This is a genomic window from Bradyrhizobium cosmicum (assembly GCF_032290525.1).
Classification (GTDB): domain Bacteria; phylum Pseudomonadota; class Alphaproteobacteria; order Rhizobiales; family Xanthobacteraceae; genus Bradyrhizobium; species Bradyrhizobium cosmicum_A.
On record NZ_JASXTA010000008.1, the window covers coordinates 114771 to 140021 of the forward strand.

Below are 25251 nucleotides of genomic sequence, written 5' to 3' on the forward strand. Positions count from 1 at the left end.
TGTATCACTCCGGCCGGTGTTTTTACCGCGTTTTTACTTACCGAGCTTGCCGAGAGCCTCGGTCAGCTCAGGAACCGCCTGGTAGAGGTCGGCGACCAGGCCGTAATCGGCGACCTGGAAGATCGGCGCGTCCTCGTCCTTGTTGATCGCAACGATCACCTTGGAGTCCTTCATGCCGGCCAGATGCTGGATCGCACCGGAAATGCCGACCGCGACATAGAGCTCGGGGGCGACGACCTTGCCGGTCTGTCCGACCTGCCAGTCGTTCGGCGCATAGCCGGCGTCCACCGCCGCGCGCGAGGCGCCGACGCCGGCGCCGAGCTTGTCGGCGAGCGGCTCGATGTATTTGGCGAAGTTCTCGCGGCTCTGCATGGCGCGGCCGCCGGAGACGATGATCTTGGCCGATGTCAGCTCGGGACGGTCGCTCTTGGCGACTTCCTCGCCGACGAAAGTCGACAGGCCCGGATCGGCCGCAGCCGAGACGGTCTCGACCGGCGCGCTGCCGCCTTCGCCCGCTGCGGCGAAGGTCGAGGTGCGGACCGTGATGACCTTCTTGGCGTCCTTCGACTTCACCGTCTGGATGGCGTTGCCGGCATAGATCGGACGCTCATAGGTGTCGGGGGCGATCACCTTGGTGATCTCCGAGACCTGCATGACGTCGAGCAGGGCGGCGATGCGCGGCATCACGTTCTTGAAGCGCGAGGTCGCAGGCGCGACGATCGCATCATAGGACGGGGCCAGCGAGACGATTAGCGCGGCCAGCGGCTCGGCGAGATCGTGCGCATAAAGCGCGCCGTCGGCGAGCAGCACCTTCTTCACGCCTGCGAGCTTGGCGGCGGCATCCGCCGCGGCCTTGGCGTTCTCGCCGGCGACCAGCACCTCGACATCCGCGCCGAGCGCGGCGGCCGCGGTCAGAGCCTTGTTGGTCGCATCCTTCAGCGACGCGTTGTCGTGTTCGGCAATCAGAAGCGTCGTCATCAGAGCACCCCGGCTTCGTTCTTGAGTTTCGACACCAGCTCGGCGACGTCCTTGACCTTGACACCGGCCGTGCGGCCCGCCGGCTCCGTGGTCTTGAGAACTTCGAGGCGCGCGGTGAGATCGACGTCGTAATCGGCGGCGGTCTTGTCCGCGATCGGCTTCTTCTTGGCCTTCATGATGTTGGGCAGCGATGCATAGCGCGGCTCGTTGAGACGGAGATCGGTGGTGACGATCGCCGGTCCCTTCAGCTTCACGGTCTGCAAGCCGCCGTCGACTTCGCGGGTGACCTTGAAGTCGCTTCCTTCGACCTCGAGCTTCGAGGCGAACGTCGCCTGCGACCAGCCGAGCAGCGCGGACAGCATCTGGCCGGTCTGATTGCTGTCGTCGTCGATCGCCTGCTTGCCGAGGATGATCAGGCCCGGCTGCTCTTCGTCCGCGACCTTCTTCAGGATCTTGGCGACAGCGAGCGGCTCGACGTTGCCCTCGGCCTTCACCAGGATGCCGCGATCGGCGCCCATGGCAAGACCGGTGCGGATCGTCTCCGATGCCTGCGCAGGTCCAATGGAGACCACCACGACCTCGGTGGCCTTGCCGGCTTCCTTCAGGCGCAGCGCTTCCTCGACAGCGATTTCGTCGAACGGGTTCATCGACATTTTGACGTTGGCGAGTTCAACGCCCGATCCATCGCCCTTGACGCGAACCTTGACGTTGTAATCGACCACCCGCTTTACCGGCACCAAGACCTTCATCGATCCTCTTTCACTCAATCTGGGAGGGGCGTTAATCAACTGGCGCGGAACCTAAAGGCCTGATCCGGCCCGGTCAACGCGCGAAGGGGCCAAATTTTAGACCTTGGAAATGCACGGCTCAATTGGCCGCGATCTTGGGTCAGCGATTCTGGCCCGGAACCCAGAGCACGTCGCCGGCGCCATCATGATTGGCGGCGCGGCTGGCCACGAACAGGAAGTCCGACAGGCGGTTCATATATTGGATGCCAGCGCTACCAACGGTCTCGCCAGGCCGGGCTGCCAGGTCCACCATCATTCGTTCCGCCCGGCGGCAAATCGTGCGGGCGACGTGGAGGTAGGCGGCGGCCGGCGTGCCACCGGGCAGCACGAAGGAGGTCAACGGCGCCAGCCGGTCGTTAAGCGCGTCGATGTCGCGCTCGAGCCGCTCGACCTGGCTCGCCACCACCCGCAGCCGCTCCGCCTGTTTGATTTCCTTGCCTTCTCGCTCGGGCACCGCGAGGTCAGCGCCGAGATCGAACAGATCGTTCTGGATGCGGCCGAGCATCGCGTCGAATTCGGGCATGTCATGGGTGTGGAGCCGCACCACCCCGATCGCGGCATTGGTCTCGTCGATGGTACCATAGGCCCCGATGCGCAGATCGTATTTCGGACGGCGTTCGCCAGTTCCGAGGGCTGTCGTGCCGTCGTCACCGGTTTTCGTGTAGATGCGGTTGAGCACCACCATGTTTAACGCCCCATCGCCCAGACAGCGAGCATGGCAATCACGATCGCCACGAACTGAAGCACGACGCGCCAGCGCATCAACTTCTGCGAGGTGTTGGGCGAACCGCCACGCATCATGTTGACGAGACCGAGCAGCAACACCAGCGCCACGGCGCCGACCGCGACCGGCAGAATGAAAGTACTCAGGATAGAACCCATCGGGGGTAGATAACATCGTGGGCGGCACTCCGCCATGGTGCCGCGGCAACCACCGCCGCCATTCCGGGGCGTGCGTAGCGCGAGCCCGGAATCCATTGGGCAGCATTATGCGTGGCGAGATGGATTCCGGGCTCGCGCTTCGCATCGCCCCGGAATGACGGCAGGGGCGCTTCGCGATCTGGCTTTTCCGCCAATAATATCAGATGGTAGCGAGATGATGTCCGGTCCGTGCCGATTATCCGGCTTCTTCGCCTCTCCCCGCGAACGGGGCGAGCGCGCGGCAGCTGTCGTGTAGGTGGCTCGTGAAGGCGATCCGCACCATTTACGTTGTCGTGGAGGACGCCTTCTACACGTTCCTCGCCGACGACGGCTGGGCGATCGCGAGCCACATCGCGCTGTCGACGCTGATGGCGTTGTTCCCCTTCCTGATCGTGCTGACCTCGCTCGCCGGCTTTTTCGGTTCCAAGGAGCTCGCCGACCAGGCCGCCAGCCTCATGCTCCAGGTCTGGCCCAAGCAGGTCGCCGATTCGATCTCGGGCGAGGTGCACGACGTGCTGACCACGACCCGCACCGGCCTATTCACCATCGGCGCGGTGCTGTCGGTCTACTTCGCCTCCAACGGCGTCGAGGCGCTGCGGGTCGCGCTCAACCGCGCCTATGCGGTGGTGGAGATGCGGCCCTGGTATTGGCTGAGGTTGGAGTCGATCGCCTACACGCTGATTGCGGCCTTCACCGCGCTCGCCATGGCATTCCTGATCGTGCTCGGTCCGCTCTTCATCGAGGCGGCGCGCCGCCACATTCCGCTGTTCGTCGAGTCCAACGAAAGCATCCTCACCTGGCTGCGCTACGGCATCACCGTCGGCGCACTGGTGGTGGCATTGATCATCCTGCATACTTGGCTGCCGGCGGGACGGCGCGGCTTCCTCCAGATCCTGCCCGGCATCGTCTTCACGATCGTGGCGTCGCTGATCTCGGGTGTCGTGTTCGGCCAGTATCTGGCGCGCTTCGCCAACAACTACGTGACGATGTATGCGGGCCTCGCCTCGGTTATCATCGCGCTGGTGTTTCTGTATTTCATCGCCGCGATCTTCGTTTACGGCGGCGAGCTCAATGCCGCGATCATCAAGTCGCGGCTTCCTCACGGCGTTTCGCTTCAAGCAGCGCAGTCGCTAAGGCCCGCGGAGACACAGGTTTGACCAGGAAGGCGTCGGCGCCGGCCTCGCGCGAGGCTGCCTCGTCTTCGCCGCGGCCGGAAACTCCGATGATCGGAATTTGAGCCAGTGGCGCCGGCATGGTGCGGATCCGCCGAATCGCCTCGACGCCGTCGATGCCGGGCAAGACCATGTCCATCAGCACCGCATCGAAGGTGCCCTGCGCAAGCCGGTTCACGGCATCCTCGCCGCGCCCGATGAACTCGGCATGATGGCCGAGCTCGGTCAAAATCGTGTTGAGAACGACGCGGCCGAACGGATTGTCCTCGACGCTGAGCACGCGTAGCCCCGCCACCGCCTCCGCCTCCTCGTCAGCCGACTTGCGGGACCTGGCCGCTCCCGCCGCATCGAGCGACACCGTCAGCGTGAAGGTGGCGCCGCCGCCGCGCCGCGGCGCGACACTGATGTCGCCGCCCATGGCGCGCGCGAGTTGCTTCACCGAGGATAACCCCAAGCCCGCACCACCGAAGCGTGAAGCAATGGTCACGTTGGCTTGGGTGAACGGACGGAACAGCCGCTTGATCTCAGCCATGGTCAGGCCGATCCCGCTGTCCGACACCGCGAAGGCGATGCCGACCTTGCGCTTGTCCTTATTCTTGTCCTTGGCCTTACCCCCACTCGTAGCCAGACGGCAGGGTGTGACGGCGAGCGCCACACCGCCCTGATCGGTGAATTTGACGGCATTGTCGATCAGGTTCTCGAGCGCCGCGCGCAGGCGGACGGGATCGCCGACCACCAGCCCGGGCAGCTTTTCGGAGATCTCGACCTGGGCCTGGAGGCCCTTGGCCGCGGCGCGCCCGGCGAGCGAATCGCCGGCGCTGCGGGCGAGTGTCCGCAGGTCGAACAGGTCTTGCCGCAGCGTGCTGCCGCCGTTCTCGGACCGGGCGGCGTCCACGAACAACGTGGCAAGGCTCGCCAGATGCTCGGCACCGGCCTTGATGGTGTCGGCCCAGCGCCGCTCCCGCTCGCCGAGGTCCGAGGTTGCCAGCAGGTCACTGATCGCGAGTATGCCGGTCAGGGGGGTACGGACCTCATGGGCAAAGGCGGCGAGCGCGGCCTGGACCACGTCCGGCTCGACCACCCTGGTGCTGCGCTTGCGCACCTTGACGGCCGCCCCGGATCGCTTCCGAGGCGATCGCATGGTCGTCCGCGTGGTGCGCGCTCCGCGCGTTTTCGCCGCCATAATTCCCCTTCGAAGGATCCACTTCGAACCCCGGGCCCATCGGCAAGCATGGCACGGCAGGATGCCCCGAGTCACGGCGACCTTTCGCTAACCCCCAGAGAAACTTAATCTAATCCCACCAGAGGGCGAATGCTGGCGGGCGTAGCGCCGGCGGCGCGCAGCTCCCGCAGGCCGGTCGAGCGGCTCGATTTCGAGAGCTTCCGGCCCTCGCCGTCCCGAATCAGGGCGTGGTGGCGGTAGGCAGGTGCAGGCTGGCCGAGCAGCTCCTGGAGCAGCCCGTGCACCGAGGTGGCGTGAAACAGGTCTTGGCCCCGCACGATCTCGCTGACGCCCTGAAGCGCATCGTCGACCACCACCGAGAGATGGTAGCTGGTCGGCGCCTCCTTGCGGGCCAGGATGACATCGCCCCAGGCCTCCGGTCGCGCCGTGACAATGCCGCGCTCCCCGTCGGGGCCCTCTCCCTGCTCGTTCCAGCTCAGGCTGGCGGCGCGGAGGCAGGCGGCCGCCATGTCGAGCCGGAGTGCGTATGGCGCGCCGGACTCGATCAGCCGCGTCCGCTCGCTGGTGGATAGCGATTTGGCGTCGCCGGGATAAAGCGGCGCGCCGTCGGGATCGCGCGGCCACGGGCCGGCGGCCTCACGCACAGCCACCAGCTTTGCGATCTCGGCGCGGCTCTCGAAGGCGGGATAGACGAGGCCGAGCGCGGAGAGTTTTTCGAGCGCGGCGCGATAATCGGAAAGATGCTCCGACTGCCGCCGTACCGGCGTCTCCCAGGCAATCCCGAGCCAGGCGAGGTCTTCATAGATCGCGCTCTCATACTCCGGCCGGCAGCGCGTCGCATCGATATCCTCGATCCGCAGCAACAGCCGCCCACCGGTCTCGCGCGCGCGGTCGAAGTTCAACAGCGCAGAATAAGCGTGGCCGAGGTGCAGGTGGCCGTTGGGACTGGGGGCAAATCGGAAAACGGGTGGCGACATGCTTCGGAACTCGTCATGGCCGGGCATAGCCGTCCGAAGGGACGGCGTCGCTTCCGCTCGCCTATGTCCCGGCCGTCCACGTTCTTCGGTGCCTCGCACCGATCGTGTCAAGGTCGCCCAGAATGCGATCACCGCCAGCCATGCTAATAATGACGCACGGCTAGAAAGACGTGGATGGCCGGGTCAAGCCCGGCCATGACACCGGAAAGAGTTGACCGAATTGCAATGACCATCCACCTCGAAACCCAGGCCGACCTCGAAGATGCCGTCCACGCGCTGGTCAAGCGCGATCCGCGCCTCAAGCCGGTGCTGGAGATCGCGGGCATGCCGGCGTTGCGGCGGCGCGAGCCAGGATTTACCGGACTGGCCCACATCGTCTGCGGGCAGCAGCTCTCGACCGCGAGCGCCGCGGCGATCTGGGGACGGCTGTCCGCCGCTTTCGATCCGTTCGACCATGACGCTGTGCGCCGCGCCCGCACCGACCGGCTCGGGCGGCTCGGCCTCTCCGCCGCGAAGATCAAGACGCTGAAGCACCTCGCGCGCGAGATCGTCGCGGAGCGGCTGAACCTCGATGTGCTTGCGGAGGAAGATGCCGACGCTGCGCATCACACGCTGATCTCGCTGCCCGGCATCGGCCCGTGGACTGCGGACGTCTACCTGCTGTTTTGCCTTGGCCATGGCGATGCCTGGCCGGCCGGCGATCTCGCCGTGCAGGAGGCCATCAAGATCGGCCTCGGCCTTCCGGCGCGGCCGACGGAAAAGCAGATGGCCCCGCTCGCCGAGCCCTGGCGTCCGCTGCGCGGCGCGGCGGCGCATCTGTGGTGGAGCTATTACCGCGCGGTGAAGAAGCGCGAGGGTGTGCTCGCGGGATCCGCCTAGCCCCGCAGGCGTTCGCGATCGGCGCGGGCGCTTTCGGCCACGAAGTCGATCACCGCCCGCACCGCGGACAGTTCGACCAGGTCGGGATGGGCGAGCAGCCAGAGGTCGGAAACGCTGACGAGTTTCTGCGGCGCGACGCGCACCAGGTCCGGATAGCTTTCCGCAACGAAGCAGGACAACGCTGAGATTCCTATTCCCGCGCGAGCCGCCGCCAGCATATCGCCTTGCGACGAGCAACGCATCACCACGGTGCCCTGACGCGTGATCGTATCGCTCCAGCGCGCCAGCTGGGCGTTCGAATCCTGATCGGCAAAGCCGATGACGCTGTGCCCCTTCCAGTCGCCGCTCCGTTCCGGCAAGGAATGGCCGGCGGCATAGCCGCGCGAGGCATAGAAGCCGGTGCCGAGACGACCGATCTTGCGGCCGACCAGGTTTTCCTCGCCGCTGTCGACCGGGCGCAGCACGACGTCGGCCTCCCGGCGCCGCACGCTGGCCGGAAACGGATGGGTGATGATCTCGAGCCGGATGTGGTCATGCGCGTCCAGGAAGGATGGCAGCCGCGGCATCAGCCAGTGCGAGGCCAGCGTCGCGCCGATCGACAGCTTGACCGTGCCGCGGGCCTGGCGCCCGCCGGCGCCAACCGCGGCCTCGGCACGGAGCGCGGCGGCCGCCATCGCCTCGGCGTGCTCGCGCAGCGTACGTCCATCGGCGGTGAGCACGAATCCCTCCGCGGCGCGCGCCAGCAGTTTTGTGCCGAGCTGCGCCTCCAGCGCCGCGATCTTGCGGCTGACGGTCGGATGGCTGGCGTGCAGCCGCCGCGCGGCGGCAGTGAAGCTGCCGGTGTCGGCGACCGCGACGAAGGTCTTGCAGAGGTCCCAATCCACCGCCGGCTCCGTTCAAAGCTGAATACCCGCATGTTCAATATTGAACGATCCACCGCCCGCCGTCCAACCCTATAGTGGGGTCAAACTGCAGGCGGCGGACACCCCGCCGGCGCGACAATCGACATGGAAGCGCTCATCCCCCGGCCGGCAGGCCGGCGATGCGCGTCGTCAGGAGGATCGGATGGCACTGCCCGCCCTGCTCAAGAACAATCTGGAGCTGCCCGCCGTCGGCTCGCCGCTCTTCATTGTCTCCGGACCGGAACTGGTGATCGCCCAGTGCAAGGCGGGTGTCGTCGGCTCGTTTCCCGCGCTCAATGCCCGTCCGGTCGAGAAGCTCGACGAGTGGCTGAGCCGCATCGAGGACGAGCTTGGCGAATACAAGTCGCGCAATCCCGGCAAGAAGGTCGCGCCCTACGCCGTCAACCAGATCTGCCATGCCTCCAACGACCGGCTGATGAAGGACATGGAGACCTGTGTGAAGCACAAGGCGCCCATCATCATCACCTCGCTGCGGCCGCCGGCGGAGATCGTCGAGGCCGCGCATTCCTATGGCGGGCTGGTGTTCCACGACGTCATCAACGTCAAACATGCCCGGAAAGCCGCCGAGCAGGGCGTCGACGGCCTGATCCTGGTCTGCGCCGGTGCGGGCGGACATGCCGGCATGCTGTCGCCGTTCGCGCTGGTGCGCGAGGTCAAGCAATGGTTCGACGGCGCGATCCTGCTGTCGGGCGCGATCAGCGACGGTTTCGGCATCGCCTCCGCGCTGACGCTGGGCGCCGACCTCGCCTATATGGGCACTCGCTTCATCGCGACCCAGGAAGCCAACGCCGACCAAGCCTACAAGTCGGCGCTGACGCAGCACGCCGCGCACGACATCGTCTACACGAACCTGTTCACCGGCGTGCACGGCAACTATCTGGGGCCCTCGATCGCCGCCGCGGGGCTCGATCCGGACAACCTCCCGGTCGCCGACAAGACTAAGATGAATTTCGGTTCCGGCGGCAACATGAAATCCAAGGCGTGGCGCGATATCTGGGGCTCGGGCCAGGGCATCGGCCAGATCCTGGATGCGCCGCCGGTCGCCGAGCTGGTCGACCGGATGAAGGGCGAATTCGATCAGGCCCGGCAGGATTTCCTGATGCGCGCCAGCGCCTGACGGCTTGGTCCGGCAAAAAAATGGACTGACAAGACAAACGGGAGGACATCATGAAGCTGGCAGCCGCACTGATCGGGCTATCGCTGCTGACGCTCACTGCGGGCAGCGGTCATGCCGAAGGCATCGACGAGATCCGCATCGGGCAGACCCTGCCCTATAGCGGTCCGGCCTCGGGCTTTGGCGCGATCGGACGGACCCAGGAGGCGTTCTTCGAGAAGATCAATGCCGAAGGCGGCATCAACGGCCGCAAGGTCAGGTTCATCACGCTGGACGACGCCTACTCGCCGCCGAAGACGGTCGAGCAGACCCGCAAGCTGGTGGAGCAGGACGAGGTGCTGATGATGTTCGGCTCGCTCGGCACCGCCACCAATAGCGCCGTGCAACGCTATCTCAACGGCAAGAAGGTGCCGCAGCTGTTCGTGCTCTCCGGCGCGACGAAATGGGCCGATCCGCAGAAATATCCGTGGACCATGCCTGGCATGGCCGCCTACGAGTCCGAAGGCGTGGTCTATGCCAAGCACGTCCTGCGGACCAAGCCGAACGCCAGGATCGCGATCCTGTCCCAGAACGACGATTTCGGCCGCGACTATGTCGCGGGCTTCAAGCGCACGCTCGGTGAGAAGGCCGCGAGCATGATCGTCGCGGAGGCGACCTACGAGACCAGCGCGCCGACGATCAGCTCGCAGCTCTCGACCCTGAAGGCGTCCGGCGCCGATGTTCTGTTCGGCGTCGTGCTCGGCAAGTTCACCTCGCAGATGGTCAAGGGCGTGGCCGAGATCGGCTGGAAGCCGGAGCTGTTCTTCGTACCGACCTCCGCCTCGTCGATCTCGTTCCTGGAGCCTGCAGGGCTCGACAACGCGGTCGGACTGATCTCGTCGAGCAACCAGAAGGACACGATGGATCCGCAATGGGCCGGCGATCCCAGCGTGAAGGAGTATTTCGCGTTCATGAAGCAGTACATGCCGAATGCGGATCTCTCCAACTCGAACTACGCAACCGGCTATCACTATGCGACGCTGCTGATGACGGTGCTCAAAGCGTGCAAGGACGATTTCAGCCGCGACAACATCATGCGCCAGGCGGCCTCGCTGAAAGAGGTGAAGCTGCCGCTGCTGCTGCCGGGCATGGCTGTCACGACCGGCCCCGACGACTATCTGCCGTTCCAGCAGCTTCAACTCCGGCGCTTCAACGGCAAGAGCTGGGTCGGTTTCGGCGACGTGCTGGACGATCGCTAGGCTCGCACAGGTTAGGGACACACCATGATCATCAGCGGCGAACGCCGGATCGGCTATGACGAGATCCGGGCCCGCATCAGGCGGGCCGCGAGCGGACTTCGCGCCCTGGGCCCCCCGGAGGGCGCTCCGGTGGCCATGATGCTGCGCAACGATTTTACGCTGTTCGAGGTGGTTGCCGCTTCTGCCGCGCTCGGCAGTCCGGTGGTGCCGATCAACTGGCATCTCAAGGCCGAGGAAGTCAGCTACATCCTCACCGACAGCGGCGCCAAGGTCCTGGTCTGCCATGCCGATCTGCTGCCGCAGATCCGCTCCGGCCTGCCGGCGGACGTCCGCCTTCTCGTCGTCGCAACACCGCCCGAACTCGCGAGGACCTTCGCGATTGTCTCTGACCTGACCGAGGTTCCGGCGGGACTGACCGATTGGGACAACTGGCGCGACGGCCATCCGGAAATGCCGGAACCGCCGCGCCGTGCCGCCGCGATGATCTATACCTCGGGGACCACGGGCATGCCGAAGGGCGTGCGGCGGATGCCGATGCAGCCCGAACAGGCGGCCGCCTCCGAGCGCGTCGGTGCGATCGCCTATGGCATCAAGCCGCGCGAAGACCAGGTCGTGCTGATCAACGGCCCGATGTATCACTCCGCGCCGCATTCCTACGGCATGCTGGCGTTCCGCAGCGGTTGCACCATCGTCCTCCAGGCGCGGTTCGACGCGGAGGAGCTGCTTGCGCTGATCGAGCGCCACCGTGTCACGCACATCCACATGGTGCCGACCATGTTCGTCCGGCTGCTGCGGCTGCCCGATACGGTCAGGCAACGTTACGATCTCTCGTCGCTGCGATTCGTCGTGCACGGCGCCGCGCCCTGCCCGCCCGAGGTCAAGCGCGCCATGATCGACTGGTGGGGGCCGGTCATCAACGAATATTTCGGCTCGACCGAGACCGGCATTCCGGTGTGGCACTCGGCCGGGGAGGCGCTGAAGAAGCCGGGCACGGTCGGCCGCGCCATCGAAGGTGGCATCGTCAAGATCTTCCGCGACGATGGCAGCCTCTGCGCTGCCAACGAGGTCGGCGAAATCTACATGCGCCAGACGGCGGTGCCTGATTTCGACTATCACGGCAAGGCAGAAGCGAGAGCCGAGGCGGGGCGCGACGGCCTCGTCAGCGTCGGCGACGTCGGCTATCTCGACGCGGACGGCTATCTGTTCCTGTGCGACCGCAAGCGCGACATGGTGATATCGGGCGGCGTCAACATCTATCCCGCCGAGATCGAGAACGCGCTGATCACGATGCCCGACGTGCGCGATTGCGCCGTGTTCGGTATTCCAGACGCGGAATTCGGCGAGCGGCTGTGCGCCTTCGTCGAGCCTGAACCGGATTCCGGGATTTCGGCCGCTGCCGTTCAATCGTTCCTGCGCGAGCGACTGGCCAATTTCAAGGTGCCGAAGGACATCGAATTCCGCGATGCGCTGCCGCGCGAAGCCACCGGAAAGATCTTCAAGCGCAAGCTGCGCGAGCCCTATTGGGCGAGCCAGACTGGCGGGGCGCGAACGAACAGCGTTTAAAACTATGTTGCGGTTGCAAACGCCGTGCCCATGACCGATTGAGATGCCGGCGCGGACAAAGGCCGGGATCGACATCATGGCAGCCATCGACTTCATCGTTGCGCGAGACGATTTTGAAGATTGCAAGACGATTGCGACGGAGATTCCGGCCGCGGATGCGTTGCCACAGGATGCGCTGCTGGTGAAGGTCGATCGCTTTGCGTTGACCGCCAACAACATCACCTATGCCGTGCTCGGCGACGAGCTGAAATACTGGCAGTTGTTTCCGGCACCGACCGGTTTCGGCAACATTCCGGTGTGGGGATTTGGCGAGGTGATCGCCTCGAAGCATCCCAATGTCGCCGTCGGCGAGCGGCTGTTCGGCTATTTTCCGATGGCGACGCATCTCGTCATCGAAGCCACCGACGTCGGCAAGCGCGGCCTGCGCGATGGCGCCGCGCACCGGCAGGGTGTCGCACCGGTCTACAACGCCTATGCGCGCGTCAGTGGTGATCCCGCCTATGCCGGACGGCAGGGCGACTACCAGGCGCTGCTGCGGCCGCTGTTCATGTTGTCGTTCCTGGTCGACGACTTCCTCGTCGAGCACGACGATTTCGGCGCACGCGCCGTGCTGCTGTCGAGTGCCTCGAGCAAGACCGCGTTCGGGCTCGCCCACCTCCTGCATACGCGCGGCCGCAAGGTGATCGGGCTGACCTCTGCGGACAATACCGGCTTTGTCTCGTCGCTTGGCTGCTATGACGAGGTCGTCACCTATGACCGCATCGAGTCGTTGCCGTCTGACACGCCGGTCGCTTTCGTCGACATGGCCGGCAACAGCGCGCTCCGCGCCGGACTGCACCAACACTTCGGCGACCAGATGAAATGCTCGGTGCGGGTCGGTTTGACGCATCGCGCCACCGTGGCCGACGAAGGCGCCCTGCCGGGCGCAAAGCGGCGCTGGTTCTTCGCGCCCGACCAGATCCGCAAGCGGGCCAAGGAATGGGGGCCGGGCGGCATCGAGCAGCGTTTTGGTGCGGCATGGTCCGGCCTCGCACCGCTGCTGGAGAAATGCCTGACTGTGGTCGAGAGCCGCGGCCCCGAAGCCGTCCGGCAGATCTATCTCGACACGCTTAAGGGCCGCATTCCGCCGGAGCAGGGCCAGATGCTCTCGCTGCTCGGGTAAAGCGCTTTTGGCACAGCCTGATCCAGTATAGCCTTCGATCTCGGGGAACGCCGCGAAGACGGCCACGAGGTCGCACATGCTGGATCGGACGAAGGATGTTACCGTCTCCGCGCAAGTCTGGCTCGACGAGTTCGAGCGAACGATTGGCAAGCCTGATCCAGCTGCGCTGGGCCGCCTGTTCCCCACCGACAGCTTTTGGCGCGATGCGCTGGCGCTGAGCTGGAACCTGCAAACGCTTGCCGGGCGAGATACGATCGCGGAACAGCTCACGACGCGCGCGCCCAAAGCAGCGCCGACGAACTTCAAAATCGCGCCGAACCGCGCGGAACCGCGCCGACGGCGACCGGCTGAAGGCGTGGACGCTGTTCACCGCACTGGACGAGCTCAAAGGCTTCGAGGAACAGCTCGGCGCGTCGCGGCCGCGCGGCCAGGCCTACTCGCGCGATTTTCGCGGACCGAATTGGCTCGACCTGCGCAACGCCTCGCGCGACTATTCCGGCCGCGATCCGGCCGTGCTGGTGGTCGGCGGCGGCCAGGCCGGGCTCGCGATCGCGGCGCGGCTGAGGCAGTTGAACACCGATACGCTGATCGTCGATCGCGGGATGCGGATCGGCGACAATTGGCGCAAGCGGTATCATGCGCTCACCCTGCACAACCAGGTGCAGGTCAATCATATGCCCTACATGCCGTTCCCGCCGAGCTGGCCGACCTATATCCCCAAGGACAAGCTCGCCAACTGGTTCGAGGCGTATGTCGACGCCATGGAGCTGAACTTCTGGACCGGCACCGAGTTCGAGGGCGGCACCCGCGACGAGGCGAACGGACACTGGACCGTCACACTGCGGCGCGCCGACGGCAGCAGGCGGACCATGTATCCGCGCCACGTGATCATGGCGACCGGCGTCAGCGGCATCGCGAATATCCCCGACATTCCGACCCTCGACAATTTCGGAGGCACGTTGCTGCATTCCAGCCGCTACGAGGACGGCGAGAACTGGAAAGGCAAGCGCGCCATCGTCATCGGCACCGGCAACAGCGGCCACGACATCGCCCAGGACCTCCACTCCAGCGGCGCCGAGGTGACGCTGGTGCAGCGCTCGCCCACGCTGGTCACCAATATCGAGCCGTCGGCGCAGCTTGCCTATGCGATCTACAACGAGGGCACGCTCGAGGACAACGACCTGATCGCGGCCTCGATGCCGACGCCGCTCGCAAAGAAGACGCATGTGATGCTGACGGAACAGTCGAAGGAGCTCGACAGGGAGCTGCTCGACGGCCTCCGCAAAGTCGGCTTCAAGCTCGACTTCGGCGAGGCCGGCACCGGCTGGCAGTTCAAGTACCTCACCCGCGGCGGCGGCTATTATTTCAACGTCGGCTGCTCCAACCTGATCGTCGAGGGCGCGATCACGCTCAGGCAGTTCTCGGACATCGAAGGCTTCACGGCCGAAGGCGCGCGGATGAAGGACGGCGCGACCATGCGCGCCGATCTCATCGTGCTCGCGACCGGCTACAAGCCGCAAGGCTATCTGGTACGAAAACTGTTCGGCGACAGCGTCGCCGACCGCGTCGGCCCGATCTGGGGCTTTGGCGAAGGCTTTGAGCTGCGCAACATGTATGCGCGCACCAGGCAGCCCGGCCTTTGGTTCATCGCCGGCAGCCTTGCACAGTGCCGCATCAACTCGAAATATCTCGCGCTCCAGATCAAGGCGATCGAGGAAGGGATTTTGGGGCGCGCCCCGGAATGACAGGAGAGATACCAATGCCAGCCATTCTCGGCACCGGCGAGCACCGCTACCGCGTCGTCGAAAACTTCGCGAAACTGCCGGACGGCTGGCAGCTGACCGACGTTGCCTCGGTCGCGGTCGACAGCAAGGACCGCGTCTATGTCTTCAACCGCGGCGAACATCCGATGGTGGTGCTGGACAGCGAGGGCAATTTCGTCCGGAGCTGGGGCGAAGGCCTGTTCTCGCGTGCGCACGGACTGCACATCGACGCCGACGACAATCTCTACTGCACCGATGACGGCGACCACACCGTGCGCAAATGCACGACCGACGGCAAGGTGCTGCTCACGATCGGCATCCCCGCAAAGCCGGCGCCGTTCATGAGTGGCGAGCCCTTCCACCGCTGTACCCACACCGCGCTGTCGCCGAAGGGCGAGATCTACGTCTCCGACGGCTATGGCAATGCGCGCGTGCACAAATACACGCCCGACGGCAAGCTGATGAAGAGCTGGGGCGAGCCGGGCACCGATCCCGGCCAGTTCAACATCGTGCACAACATCGCCACCGACGCCGACGGCTGGGTCTATGTCGCCGACCGCGAGAACCACCGCGTGCAGGTGTTCAACGGCGAGGGCAAATATGAGACGCAGTGGAACAACCTGCACCGCCCCTGCGCGCTGTGCTGCTGTGGCGGGGCCAAGAGTCCGACCTTCGTCATCGGCGAGCTCGGTCCCGGTCTCGACATCAACCGCAACGTGCCCAATCTCGGCCCCCGGCTGTCGATCGTCGATGCGCAAGGCAAACGCATCGCGCGGCTCGGCGGCGAGGCAGGGCCGGGCGTTGCCAGCGGAAAGTTTCTGGCGCCGCACGGCCTCGCGCTGGACTCGAAGGGCGACATCTATGTCGGCGAGGTCGGGGTCACCAACTGGACCACGAGCTTCCCGGACGAGGAGATGCCGGCCGTCGTCCGCGCGACGCGGTGCTTGCAGAAGCTGGAACGGGTGCGGGCGTAGTTGGGCGTGCGGGGCCGCGATGCGCTGTCGGGGCGATCCCGCCGCCCCCCCGGGCGTCGTCCTCGCGCCCAGGATCGCGGCGTTTTTGGGCGCTCTTGCCACCCCGCCGCCGTATTGCTTGCGCCTGAATAAGTCGCTCGACGGGCTTCACAATCCCGTCACGCTGCATGTAGTATGTCGGTACATGCTGCTTCGCAGCGTACATTTGGAGGCCAGGAGCGTTACTTGAACGCACATGTCTCGCAAGGCAGTTGGCCGGTGCTGGTCCTGAACGCGGACTTCCGGCCGCTGAGTTACTACCCACTGTCTCTGTGGTCGTGGCAGGACGCGATCAAGGCGGTGTTCCTCGACCGTGTCAACATCGTCGCGCATTACGATCAGGCGGTTCACAGCCCCACGCTGCAGATGCAGCTGCCGAGCGTGGTCTCGCTCAAATCCTTCGTCAAGCCGACGACCCATCCCGCGTTCACGCGATTCAACGTGTTCCTGCGCGACCGCTTCAACTGCCAATATTGCGGCTCGCCCGAAGACCTCACCTTCGATCACATCATCCCCCGCAGCAAGGGCGGCCAGACCACCTGGGAGAACGTGGTCGCGGCATGCTCGCCCTGCAATTTGCGCAAAGGCAATCTCACGCCGGCGCAAGCAAGAATGTTTCCGCGCCAGCACGCCTTCGCCCCAACCGTGCACCAGCTCCACCGCAACGGCCGCCTGTTCCCGCCGAACTACCTGCACGACAGCTGGCTGGATTATCTCTATTGGGATACGGAACTGGATCCGTAGGGTTGGCGTCAAGCGTCAGACCCCGATCGCATTGCCCGCCGGCCGCGAGACACCGGCTGGCATCCCTATCGCTGCGCCTGCTTCATATCGATCTGATAGGCGGAAATCCGGTCGATCTCTAATGCGACGCTCGGAGGCGATTCCGCATCGACTGGGCCGACACCGAGAAAAAATTTCGATCCGATCGCGAGATTGACGATCATATACATGGGATCGTCGAAGCCGATCGGCACCTTGATGTCGGAGACCGGTTTGCGGTCGATGAAATAGACCAGCCGGTCTTCCTCCCACAGCACACCGTAATTGTGGAACGCGCTCGAGGCATCGCCGATCGCGAAGTCGAAGCCGCAGGACTAGATCTTCTGGGTCGACGGAATCCGCCAATGCGTCGTCATGACGAGATCGCCCGGCCGCTCGCCGCGGCCTTCCAGCACGTCGAACTCCGGCGGCCAGCCGCCGTCATCCGCCAGCATCCAGAACGCCGGCCACACCGCATGGCCGACCGGCACCTTGGCGCGGATTTCGAAATAGCCGTGCTTCTGCGCGAACGTGCCCTGCGTGGTCAGGATTCCCGAGATGTACTCGTTGTTGAACAGCACCGACTTCAATTCCGGCGGCGTGCGGCTGGCGACGATCGACAGCACGCCATCCTTGACCTTGAAGGGATCGAGCCCGAGCGGCGTCCCCGCGCGCCCCGCGTAGCGCGGATCGACATAGATCTGCTGCTCGCCATTGGCGCTGGTCTTGCGCTTGAAGTCGGAACCGTCGCCGCCCCAATAGCGCGCCTCCGGCCACGCCGCGCCGCCGGCGTAATGCGGCACCCAGCGCCCGCTCGACAGCGGATGCTGGTCGAAATCCTCGTTGAAAGTCCGGCGCAGCGGCAGGAACTCGAGCGAAGCGGGATTGATCGCCTCCAGCTTGCGGCACGCGATCATGGAGGGATCGCTGGTGACTTGCAGCGACATCGTGCCGGGCGCGCCATCGAGATCGTCCTGCGCGGTGCCCGGCGCAGGCATCGCAGACAGACCGATCGCAACCAGAGCGCTTATCGTCCAACGGTCGATCATCGTCGCACATCGAAGATGCCAGGACACAAAGGTTAACGCCTCCGCGTTTCGGCATGCAAGTATGGCCAGGCAGCGCCGGCGGCGACTAAGATGCCGCTCGCGAACGCAGCGGAACCGCAACGGATTTTGCCCGCGAATCCTGCGACAGTCGTTACTGTCCCTTAAACCTATGGTGGCAATCTGGCCGCGATCCGCGGACCTGCCTGCCAGGCCGCGGATCTGACAGATCTGGGGTCCTCGCTGATGTTTGCAGAGACACTTGAAGCGGTTCAATCCTCGCCGTCGAAGCGAACGATCTACGTCCGCTTCGTGGTCGCGGCGCTGGCGGTGATGATACTGTTCAAGACGTTCAGGTTCGGCCGCTGGAGTGCCTGGCAAGGCCAGGAGCTGTCCGATTTCGACGCCTTCTACATCGTCGCGCGGCAGATCTGGCACGGTCAGCTTGATCTGGCTTATCGGTTCGAAACCCTGATCAAGCTTCAGCAAGCATTTACCGGTTCGACCAGCTTCATGCCTTGGACCTATCCGCCACAGTTCGATCTGCTGGTGGCGCCATTCGCACTACTGCCCGCCGGCATCGCCTATCTGCTGTTCGTCACGGCAACACTGACTGCCTATCTCCTGACGCTTCGCGTTATCGCCGGCAAGGATTTCGCGCATGTCCTGGTCGTCATGTTTCCCGCGCTTGCGATCACGGTCGGCTGCGGGCAGAACGGCTTTCTCACCGGCACCCTGATCAGCATCGTCTGCCTCAATGTCGAGCGGCGTCAGCTCATCGCCGGCCTCGCGCTGGGCGCGATGGTGATCAAGCCGCATCTGGCCATTGCCGCCGGCGTCTACATGCTGGCGACACGACGCTGGATGGCACTCGCAACCGCCACCAGCGTGGTGCTGGCGAGTTCGCTCGTCTGCACATTGGTGTTCGGCTGGCAGATTTGGGCCGCATGGCTTGGCTCCATCCGGGAGTCGGCCATCTTCCTGGAGCACGGCTTTTATCCCATGTTCCGCATGATCTCGGCCTACGCGGCCCTCGGCCGGGCCGGCGTTCCCCCGAACTTCGCGTTCTGGGCACAAGCAGCCTTCGCGAGCTTCGCCCTGTTCGGGATCGTGCTGGCGGTCTGGCTCGGCAAAGCGCGCAAGATGTCGCCCGCCTTCGCGCTTGGCGTCACCGCCATGGTTTCGGTGATGATCAGCCCGTATGCCTATGACTATGACCTGCCGATGGTCGGAATCGGCCTTGCTCTGCTGCTGCCCGATCTGGCGCACGTGGCGAATTCACGCGAGCGCAGCGCCCTTTATGGGCTGATCCTGCTTGCCGGCGCGTATGGCATGCTCCAGTCGGGGCGTCTGGCGGCGCAGTTCGGCTCCGAAGCCGATTTGTCCGATAAGTTTGCCCCGGCCGTCGGAGGCTTCGCGATGATGGTCTTGCTGGCCCTGCTTCTGAGGCTGCTGTGGCGCGCAACACAGCCGGCACCCCTGCTGCCGCACGCCGCGCAGGCCGCAGAATAGTCGCGACATCTCGCTGCCCACGCTCCAGGTCCGCACGCGGGCCACGGCCGACGATGGAACCTTGAACGGCTGGTACCCGTTCTGATGGGAGCACGGCCCGCAGCCGTGCCGCAGCGCAAACGAGCGGAGACACACCATGTCCGCAGCCGAGACGGACCACGTCTACAAGATTCTGGAGCTGGTCGGATCGTCCGAGACCTCGATCGAAGATGCGATCAACAATGCGATCAGCCGCGCCGCCAAGACCATTCGCGAGATGAAATGGTTCGAGGTGGTGCAGACGCGCGGCCACATCGAGAGCGGCACCGTGCGGCATTATCAGGTGACGTTGCGCGTCGGCTTCACGCTGGATGGATGACGCAGCGGACACCGGTCACTGCGGCGGCGTGGTTAATAACTGCGAACGGGAGTCGATCAAGATATCGACAACTCCCTCCGATTGAATACGGACGCGCAAAATCATCGCAGAAGTTGCAACAGGCCGTTAAGGCGAAGGTGACAAGTTTGCACCGATTTGGAGCAAGCCTGATGGTCACCAGCCGCGAACTCGGCAAGACGCGCCTTCCGCTCTGGGCGGCGGGATTCGTCGTGCTGATTTGCGTGGCGATCCTCGGCTTGAGCGCCTGGCGCGAATGGGAAATGCGCAATGTCGATCTCAGGAATGCCGAGATCGACGTGGCCAATCTGGCGCATTCGCTGGTCCAGCATGCCGATGACACGTTCGAGCTCGTCGACACGATCCTGGTCGGGCTGGTCCATCGGCTCGAAATCGACGGGACGGGTCCGGACACGATTGCGAAGCTGCAGGCCTATCTGCCGACACGGAAATCATCGGACCGCATCCGCGGCATCTTCGTCTACGACGCGACCGGCCGGTGGCTTGCCACGACCGAGCGCCTCGATTTTTCCAAGCTCAACAACAGCGACCGCGAATATTTCCAGCGCCATCGCGATTCGCGGGACACGGGCACGCTGATCGGGCCGCCGGTCAAGAGCAAGGCCGGAGGCCAATGGATCATCACCGCGTCCCGCCGGATCAACGATCCCGATGGCGGCTTCGCCGGCGTTGCCCTGCTCACGATCGACGTCAGCTATTTCGTCAAGTTCTACGAGCGGTTCGACATCGGTCCGAACGGCTCGGCATCGCTGCTCAACAACGGCGGCATCATGCTGGCGCGCAGCCACGACGAGAGCAGCGCCTTCGTCGGCCGTGACCTGTCCAATGCGCCGCTGTTCAGGGAATGGAAGAAGCGGCCGACGGCGGCGGTCTACTATTTCAAGTCGCCGCTCGATGGCGTGCAGCGGCTGAGCTACTACCAGCGCAGCAGCCGCTATCCCGTGATGGTGCTGGCGAGCAAGTCGCAAGACGACGTGCTCGCGCCCTGGCGGCGCGCGGCGACGATACGATCGACCTTTGTGCTCGGCCTCGTCGTGCTGATTGCGCTGATCGGCTCCTACCTGGTCCGCCAGCTCTGGCAGCGGCAGCGTATGGCGCAGGCCCTCGCCGCAAATGAAGCCCATTTCCGTCTGCTCGCCGAGCAATCCAGCGATATGGTGTGCCGGATCGGGCTGGACAACCGGCTGCTCTACGTTTCACCGTCATGCGTGCGCATCATTGGCTGGTCTCCCGTCGAACTTCTGGGCACCTCGGCGGTGGCCGGCATCCATGCGGAGGACATGGAGCGCGTCACGCAGACCATTGCCGCGCTGAAGGATGGCGACGCCGAGGAAGCGAGGCTTGTCTATCGCCAGCGCCATCGCGAGAAGAGCGAGATCTGGGTCGAGGCGGCCTTGCACGTAACTCGCGCCTCCGACAGCGGCGAGATCGACGGCGTCGTCGCGGTCGTGCGCGACATGACAGCGCAGAAGGACCTCCAGGACAAGCTTGCCTCGCTCGCAACCACCGACGGTCTGACCGGGCTCGCCAACCGGCGGGCGTTCGACGAGCGTCTCATGGAGGAATGGGCACGCGCCCGGCGCGACGGCACGCAGCTCTCGCTCCTGCTGATCGACGTCGATCATTTCAAAAAATTCAACGACCATTACGGGCATCAGGCGGGCGACGGATGCCTGCGCGCGCTCGGCCGGATCCTGTCCACTCAGGCCAGGCGCCCGGCTGACCTGGCGGCACGCTACGGTGGCGAGGAATTCGCCGTGCTGTTGCCGAACACCGGCCCCGACGGCTGCGCGGAAGTCGGCGAAGGGATTCGCCAGGCACTGCACGACCTCGCCATGCTCCATACGCAGAATCCGCCCTCCCGGCTGATCACGGCAAGCATCGGCGCTGCGACGAGCCTGCCATCTCAGATCGCGACGGATTCCAGCACGCTGGTGGCGGCCGCCGACCGCGCACTCTACGCCGCCAAGGAGAGCGGCCGCGACCGGCTGGTGATGTCGGGACAGGTCGTATCATGGCCCGCGAAGAGCGCGTGACGAGATCAGTGACGGCCTTCAAGCGAGATGGCACGCCACAAGATGCCCACCGGCTCCCTCCTTCAGCTCCGGCGCGCTTTCTGCGCAACGGGGCTGCGCGATCGGGCAGCGGGTGTGAAAGTGGCAGCCTGACGGCGGCTTCATCGGGCTCGGCACGTCGCCCTTGAGGCGGATGCGCTCGCGCTTCAGCTTAGGATCGGGTACCGGCACCGCAGACAACAGCGCCCTCGTGTAGGGATGCTGCGGGTGACGGTAGAGATCGCTCGCCTTTGCCAGCTCGACGACGCGACCGAGATACATCACCGCGACGCGGTCGGAGATGTGCTCGACCACCGAGAGGTCGTGCGCGACGAAGAGATAGGTGAGGTTCAGCTCGGCCTGGAGATCCTCCAGCAGATTGATCACCTGCGCTTGGATCGAGACGTCGAGGGCGGAGACCGGCTCGTCGCAGACGATCAGCTTCGGCTCGACCGCGAGCGCGCGGGCAATCACGATACGCTGGCGCTGACCGCCGGAGAATTCGTGGGGATAGCGGCGCATGTGCTCGGCCTTGAGCCCGACCTTGACCAGCAGGCTCGCGACGCGCTCCTCACGCTCCTTGGCCGACGAGCCGAGCTTATGAATGACGAGCGCCTCGCCGAGGATGGCGCCGACCGTCATGCGCGGATTGAGCGAAGCGAACGGATCCTGGAACACGAGCTGCATGTTCCTCCGCATCGCGCGCAAATCATTGCCGCCGAGCTGGCGCACGTCCTGGCCGTCGAAGGTGACCTCGCCGTCGGTCGGCTCGATCAGGCGCAGCACGCAACGGCCGGTGGTGGACTTGCCGCAGCCGGACTCTCCGACGAGGCCGAGCGTCTCGCCGCGGTTGACCGAGAACGAGACCCCGTCGACCGCGTAGACGCTGCCGACCTGGCGCGACAACAGACCACCGAGCACGGGGAAATATTTCTTCAGGCCGCTGACGCGGAGCAAGGGCTCGGTCATGCTGCGCCTCCCAACTGCGTATCTCCCAGATGACATGCCATGCGGTGGCCGGGCGCGATCTCGCGCAGCAGCGGCTCCTTTTCGGTGCAGACGCTCATGGCGTGGCGGCAACGCGGGGCGAAGCGGCAGCCGACCGGCGGATTGATCAGGATCGGCACCGAGCCGCCGATCGCCTCCAGCCGCACCTTGTGTTCGCTGTCGAGATCGATGCGCGGGATCGAGCGGATCAGCCCCTGCGTGTAGGGGTGGCCGGGATTACCGAAAAGCTCGTTGACGGGCGCCTCTTCGACCACCTTGCCGGCATACATCACGACGACGCGTTGCGCGGTCTCGGCGACGACGCCCATGGCATGGGTGATCAGCATCACCGCCATGCCGAAACGCTCCTTCATGTCCTGGAGGAGGTCGAGGATCTGCGCCTGGATGGTGACATCGAGCGCAGTGGTCGGCTCGTCGGCAATGATCAGCTTCGGCTTGCAGGCAAGCGCCATCGCGATCATCACGCGCTGGCGCATGCCGCCGGAAAACTGGTGCGGATAGTTGTGCACGCGGCCTTCGGCGTTCGGGATCTGCACCAGCTTCAGCATGTCGATGGTGCGCTCGAGCGCCTGCTTCCTGGTCACCGCTTCGTGTCGGCGCAGACTCTCGGCGATCTGCTCGCCGATGGTGAGCACCGGATTGAGCGAGGTCATCGGCTCCTGGAAGATGAAGCCGATCTCCTTGGCCCTGATCTCGTCGAGCTGATTGCTCGTCAGCGGCACCAGATCCCGGCCCTCGAAGATGATCTCGCCGGCCGCGATGCGGCCCGGCGGCATCGCGATCAGCTTCAGGATCGACATCGCGGTGACGGTCTTGCCGCAGCCGGATTCGCCGACGACGCAGAGCGTCTCGCCCCGGTTGATGGAGATGTCGACGCCGTCAACGGCCTGCAAAATGCCGTCGTCAGTGGAAAAGTGGGTCTTCAGCCCCTTGATCTCAAGCAGCGGCGCCATCAGATCACCCGTCGCGCATCGAGCGCGTCACGCAGGCCGTCGCCGATGAAGTTGATCGCGACCACCGCGATGAAGATCGCACCGCCCGGAAACAGCGCCCAGTGCGGGCCGATGTCGAGGAAGTCCTTGGCATCGTACAGCAGTCGCCCCCAGGTCGGCGTATCCGGTGGAAAGCCGAGGCCGAGGAACGAGAGCGTCGATTCCGCGATGATCGCAGCGGCGACGTCGATGGTGCCGGCGATGATCACCGGACCCAGCGCATTGGGCAGGATGTGCTTCACCACCTGCCGCACCGGGCTGGCGCCGAGCGCACGCGCGGCTTCGACGAACTCTTTTTCGCGGATCGACAGGAACTGGGCGCGAACCAGGCGTGCAACCGGCATCCAGCGCAAGCCGCCGATCACCAGCACGATCAGAATGAAGATGCCGCCTTCGGGGCCGAACACGGCCTTCAGCCCGTCGCGGAAGAGATAGATGAGCAGCAGCAGCAGCGGCAACTGCGGCAGCGACAGGAACAGGTCGGTGAGCCACATCAACCCGTGCCCGAGCGCGCCGCGTGACATGCCGGCGAGCGCTCCGATCAGCGTGCCGACGAACACCGACACCAGCATCGCGGCGAGACCGACCGCGAGCGAGATGCGCCCGCCATAGATCATGCGGGCGAGGATGTCCTGGCCGAGATCGTCGGTGCCGAACGGATGGGCGAGCGAGGGCCCCTGCATGCCCGCCACGATATCGATGTCGTCGATCTTGACCCGCCAGATGAAGGGTCCGGCGACCACTGCCAGGATCAGAATGAGGAGCAGGAACGCACTGACCACAGCAAGCCTGTGGCGGCTATAGCGCCGCCACGTCTCGCGCCAGGGCGAGTAGACGCGCCGCTCAGCGGAGGGAGATGCGAGGGTCAAGCCAGCCATACAGGACATCCGCGATGAGATTGAAGAGCACCACCAGGCAGGCGAACACAAAGGTCACGGCCATCACGACCGGGGTGTCGTTGGAGAGAATGGAGGAGATCAGCAGCGAGCCGATGCCGGGGATGCGGAAGATCTGCTCGGTGACGATGGCGCCACCGAACACGGCCGGCATCTGCAACGCAATGAGCGTGACGACCGGGATCATGGCGTTGCGCATGACGTGCTTGACGATGACCGTGGCCTGGCCGAGGCCCTTGGCGCGCGCCGTGGTGACATAATCGAGCCGGATCACGTCCAGCATCGCCGAACGCACGAAGCGCGTCATCGACGCCGCCTGGAACAGGCCGAGCACCGCCACCGGCATGATGGCCTGCCGGATCATCTCCAGTACCCAGCGGATGCCGGTGCCCTTGATGTCGGTAGTATAGACGAAGGGCAGCCAGTCCAGCGTGACCGAGAAGATCAGGATGAACAGGATGCCGGTGAAGAAGGTCGGCAGCGAGAAGCCGACGAAGGCGAGCGTGTTGGCAACCTGGTCGAACAGCGAATAAGGCTTGGTCGCCGCATAGACGCCGACGGGAATCGCGATAAGCAGCGCCAGGATCTGCGCCGAGCCGATCACGTAGAGCGTGGCCGGCAGGCGCTGGAGGATGAGCTGGTCGACATCCATCCGGCTGACGAAGGAGAAGCCCCAATCGCCGTGCAGCATGGCGTTGAGCCAGTGCAGGTAACGAAGATGGATCGGATCGTCGAGGCCGAACTTGGCCCGAAGCGCGGCCTGCACTTCGGGCGGCACGTTGGGGTTGGTCGCCAGTTCGGAGAACGGATCGCCCGGAGCGAGCGCGAGCACGACGAACAGCACGACCGAAATTCCGAGCAAGCTCGGAATCGCGATCATCAGGCGACGCAGGACGTACTGACTCATAGG

General features: G+C 65.0%; 22 protein-coding genes and 2 pseudogenes. 12 read left to right on the plus strand and 12 right to left on the minus strand.

Translation table 11 applies throughout. From position 1 onward, the window contains the following. Nucleotides 1-33: 33 nt before the first annotated feature. The 4 genes from QSV46_RS16630 to QSV46_RS16645 form a co-directional block, all read right to left on the minus strand. Nucleotides 34-978, minus strand: a complete 945-nt coding sequence (locus tag QSV46_RS16630; protein ID WP_314952987.1) for an electron transfer flavoprotein subunit alpha/FixB family protein — start codon at nucleotides 976-978, stop codon at nucleotides 34-36. After that, the gene (locus QSV46_RS16635; RefSeq protein ID WP_314952988.1) at nucleotides 978-1727 is read right to left on the minus strand and encodes an electron transfer flavoprotein subunit beta/FixA family protein; all 750 of its coding nucleotides are present in this window, start codon (nucleotides 1725-1727) and stop codon (nucleotides 978-980) included. Before QSV46_RS16635 ends, QSV46_RS16630 begins: the two co-directional genes overlap by 1 nt. 139 nt (nucleotides 1728-1866) lie before the next feature. Further along, on the minus strand, nucleotides 1867-2451 hold the full coding sequence (locus QSV46_RS16640) for a cob(I)yrinic acid a,c-diamide adenosyltransferase (RefSeq protein ID WP_314952989.1): 585 nt from the start codon (nucleotides 2449-2451) through the stop codon (nucleotides 1867-1869). Between the two features lie 2 nt (nucleotides 2452-2453). Further along, nucleotides 2454-2648: a twin transmembrane helix small protein gene (locus QSV46_RS16645; protein ID WP_314952990.1), complete on the minus strand. Its 195-nt coding sequence runs from the start codon at nucleotides 2646-2648 to the stop codon at nucleotides 2454-2456. 302 nt (nucleotides 2649-2950) lie between these two features. On the opposite strand from QSV46_RS16645, the gene QSV46_RS16650 reads away from it, so the two are divergent. Further along, entirely contained in the window at nucleotides 2951-3844 is an 894-nt protein-coding gene (locus tag QSV46_RS16650) for a YihY/virulence factor BrkB family protein (protein ID WP_314952991.1), read from the plus strand. Here QSV46_RS16650 and QSV46_RS16655 read toward each other — a convergent pair. Together QSV46_RS16655 and gluQRS are read right to left on the minus strand one after the other, a co-directional pair. After that, nucleotides 3771-5042, minus strand: coding sequence for an ATP-binding protein (locus tag QSV46_RS16655; protein ID WP_314952992.1), 1272 nt, complete (start codon nucleotides 5040-5042; stop codon nucleotides 3771-3773). The genes QSV46_RS16650 and QSV46_RS16655 overlap by 74 nt on opposite strands. 104 nt (nucleotides 5043-5146) lie before the next feature. Then, nucleotides 5147-6019: a tRNA glutamyl-Q(34) synthetase GluQRS gene (gene gluQRS / locus QSV46_RS16660; protein WP_314952993.1), complete on the minus strand. Its 873-nt coding sequence runs from the start codon at nucleotides 6017-6019 to the stop codon at nucleotides 5147-5149. Between the two features lie 225 nt (nucleotides 6020-6244). On the opposite strand from gluQRS, the gene QSV46_RS16665 reads away from it, so the two are divergent. Next, nucleotides 6245-6898: a DNA-3-methyladenine glycosylase 2 family protein gene (locus tag QSV46_RS16665; RefSeq protein WP_314952994.1), complete on the plus strand. Its 654-nt coding sequence runs from the start codon at nucleotides 6245-6247 to the stop codon at nucleotides 6896-6898. Here the strand turns inward: QSV46_RS16665 and QSV46_RS16670 are convergent. Further along, the gene (locus tag QSV46_RS16670) at nucleotides 6895-7782 is read right to left on the minus strand and encodes a LysR family transcriptional regulator (protein WP_314952995.1); all 888 of its coding nucleotides are present in this window, start codon (nucleotides 7780-7782) and stop codon (nucleotides 6895-6897) included. The genes QSV46_RS16665 and QSV46_RS16670 overlap by 4 nt on opposite strands. Nucleotides 7783-7963: 181 nt before the next feature. Here QSV46_RS16670 and QSV46_RS16675 point away from each other — a divergent pair, with 181 nt between their 5' ends. From QSV46_RS16675 to QSV46_RS16705, 7 genes and pseudogenes are all read left to right on the plus strand, one after another. After that, nucleotides 7964-8938, plus strand: a complete 975-nt coding sequence (locus tag QSV46_RS16675; protein WP_314952996.1) for a nitronate monooxygenase family protein — start codon at nucleotides 7964-7966, stop codon at nucleotides 8936-8938. A 50-nt stretch (nucleotides 8939-8988) separates the two neighbouring features. Further along, nucleotides 8989-10173, plus strand: a complete 1185-nt coding sequence (locus QSV46_RS16680; protein WP_314952997.1) for an ABC transporter substrate-binding protein — start codon at nucleotides 8989-8991, stop codon at nucleotides 10171-10173. A gap of 24 nt (nucleotides 10174-10197) precedes the next feature. After that, on the plus strand, nucleotides 10198-11736 hold the full coding sequence (locus QSV46_RS16685) for an acyl-CoA synthetase (protein ID WP_314952998.1): 1539 nt from the start codon (nucleotides 10198-10200) through the stop codon (nucleotides 11734-11736). Between the two features lie 76 nt (nucleotides 11737-11812). Further along, nucleotides 11813-12898: a DUF2855 family protein gene (locus QSV46_RS16690; RefSeq protein WP_314952999.1), complete on the plus strand. Its 1086-nt coding sequence runs from the start codon at nucleotides 11813-11815 to the stop codon at nucleotides 12896-12898. 76 nt (nucleotides 12899-12974) lie between these two features. Next, nucleotides 12975-14643, plus strand: a pseudogene (locus QSV46_RS16695) (flavin-containing monooxygenase). A 14-nt stretch (nucleotides 14644-14657) separates the two neighbouring features. Beyond that, nucleotides 14658-15635: a peptidyl-alpha-hydroxyglycine alpha-amidating lyase family protein gene (locus tag QSV46_RS16700; protein WP_314953000.1), complete on the plus strand. Its 978-nt coding sequence runs from the start codon at nucleotides 14658-14660 to the stop codon at nucleotides 15633-15635. A gap of 225 nt (nucleotides 15636-15860) precedes the next feature. Continuing rightward, complete coding sequence (locus QSV46_RS16705) at nucleotides 15861-16418, plus strand: HNH endonuclease (RefSeq protein WP_314953001.1); 558 nt, start codon at nucleotides 15861-15863, stop codon at nucleotides 16416-16418. A 65-nt stretch (nucleotides 16419-16483) separates the two neighbouring features. On the opposite strand, the pseudogene QSV46_RS16710 reads toward QSV46_RS16705, so the two are convergent. After that, nucleotides 16484-17485: pseudogene (locus tag QSV46_RS16710) on the minus strand (family 16 glycosylhydrolase). Nucleotides 17486-17728: 243 nt separating this feature from the next. Here QSV46_RS16710 and QSV46_RS16715 point away from each other — a divergent pair. The 3 genes from QSV46_RS16715 (at nucleotide 17729) to QSV46_RS16725 (ending at nucleotide 21427) form a co-directional block, all read left to right on the plus strand. Beyond that, on the plus strand, nucleotides 17729-18994 hold the full coding sequence (locus QSV46_RS16715; protein WP_314953002.1) for a glycosyltransferase family 87 protein: 1266 nt from the start codon (nucleotides 17729-17731) through the stop codon (nucleotides 18992-18994). A 136-nt stretch (nucleotides 18995-19130) separates the two neighbouring features. Next, complete coding sequence (locus tag QSV46_RS16720; protein WP_314953003.1) at nucleotides 19131-19352, plus strand: dodecin; 222 nt, start codon at nucleotides 19131-19133, stop codon at nucleotides 19350-19352. Between the two features lie 170 nt (nucleotides 19353-19522). Continuing rightward, a complete protein-coding gene (locus QSV46_RS16725; RefSeq protein ID WP_314953004.1) occupies nucleotides 19523-21427 on the plus strand; it encodes a diguanylate cyclase domain-containing protein in 1905 nt (634 codons plus the stop codon). Between the two features lie 18 nt (nucleotides 21428-21445). Here QSV46_RS16725 and QSV46_RS16730 read toward each other — a convergent pair whose 3' ends face one another. The 4 genes from QSV46_RS16730 to QSV46_RS16745 are packed head-to-tail and all read right to left on the minus strand — an operon-like array spanning nucleotide 21446 to nucleotide 25248. Next, nucleotides 21446-22414 carry a dipeptide ABC transporter ATP-binding protein gene (locus QSV46_RS16730; RefSeq protein WP_314953005.1) on the minus strand — a complete coding sequence of 323 codons (969 nt, stop codon included), beginning with the start codon at nucleotides 22412-22414 and terminating at the stop codon, nucleotides 21446-21448. Further along, nucleotides 22411-23406, minus strand: coding sequence for an ABC transporter ATP-binding protein (locus QSV46_RS16735; RefSeq protein ID WP_314953006.1), 996 nt, complete (start codon nucleotides 23404-23406; stop codon nucleotides 22411-22413). The genes QSV46_RS16730 and QSV46_RS16735 overlap by 4 nt, the downstream gene beginning before the upstream one ends. After that, nucleotides 23406-24323, minus strand: coding sequence for an ABC transporter permease (locus QSV46_RS16740; RefSeq protein ID WP_314953007.1), 918 nt, complete (start codon nucleotides 24321-24323; stop codon nucleotides 23406-23408). Before QSV46_RS16740 ends, QSV46_RS16735 begins: the two co-directional genes overlap by 1 nt. Next, nucleotides 24289-25248 carry an ABC transporter permease gene (locus QSV46_RS16745; protein WP_314953008.1) on the minus strand — a complete coding sequence of 320 codons (960 nt, stop codon included), beginning with the start codon at nucleotides 25246-25248 and terminating at the stop codon, nucleotides 24289-24291. The genes QSV46_RS16740 and QSV46_RS16745 overlap by 35 nt, the downstream gene beginning before the upstream one ends. Nucleotides 25249-25251 lie beyond the last annotated feature (3 nt).